Annotated in this window: 1 protein-coding gene; it reads left to right on the forward strand. The window is 52.9% G+C overall.

Translation table 11 applies throughout. The annotated features are described in order from the left end of the window. Window positions 1–540, forward strand: a 540-nt coding sequence (locus R8N47_RS26185; RefSeq protein ID WP_318186227.1) for a DNA replication terminus site-binding protein, incomplete at its 5' end; no start/stop codon positions are given. Window positions 541–628 lie beyond the last annotated feature (88 nt).

Here is a 628-nt window from a genome sequence, read left to right on the forward strand (position 1 = left end):
GCGGCCAAAGCTGGTATCGAGGAGTTCATTATCTCGACGTACCCCACCAGGCAAGAGAGGTTTGAAGCACTTCGAGCGGACTGCCCTGGTGTCATGACTCTCCACCTTTACAGACAAATTCGGTGCTATACCAATGGCGACATCGACTCTATCCGCTTCACCTGGCAACGGAAGGACTCCTTGAAGAAGCCCGTAAAAGAGGAGCTTTTGCAACGCATCAGAGAGGAGCTGGAGCGATCTGGGCCAGACTATCAACTTCCCCTGGAGCAGCTTATCCAGAAGATCGCCAGCACCCCGGAGCCTTATCTCCGGGAGCGAAGGGAAGTAAAGGTTCAACCGGTGGCAAACGTCATGGCCGCAGGGGTACTCAAAACCGTTACCGCGCCAATGCCCCTGATCGTGCTCCAGGATAAGGATGTTCAGCTCAAATTGCTTCGTAACTTTGACGCCTCAGAACAACGCAAAACTCGATCTGATAAAGCGGCATCGGAAATCCTTGGCACCTTCGGTGGAGTCACTATCGAATCCTTCCCTGGATGAATCAGCGTGACCGCGTAACAAGGCTTTTCCGCAGCCGGAAGGGCTTTGTCCCACACAAACAATTCCAATCGACAGCAGCATGATATAT

This window comes from Vibrio sp. 2132-1 (assembly GCF_033344315.1).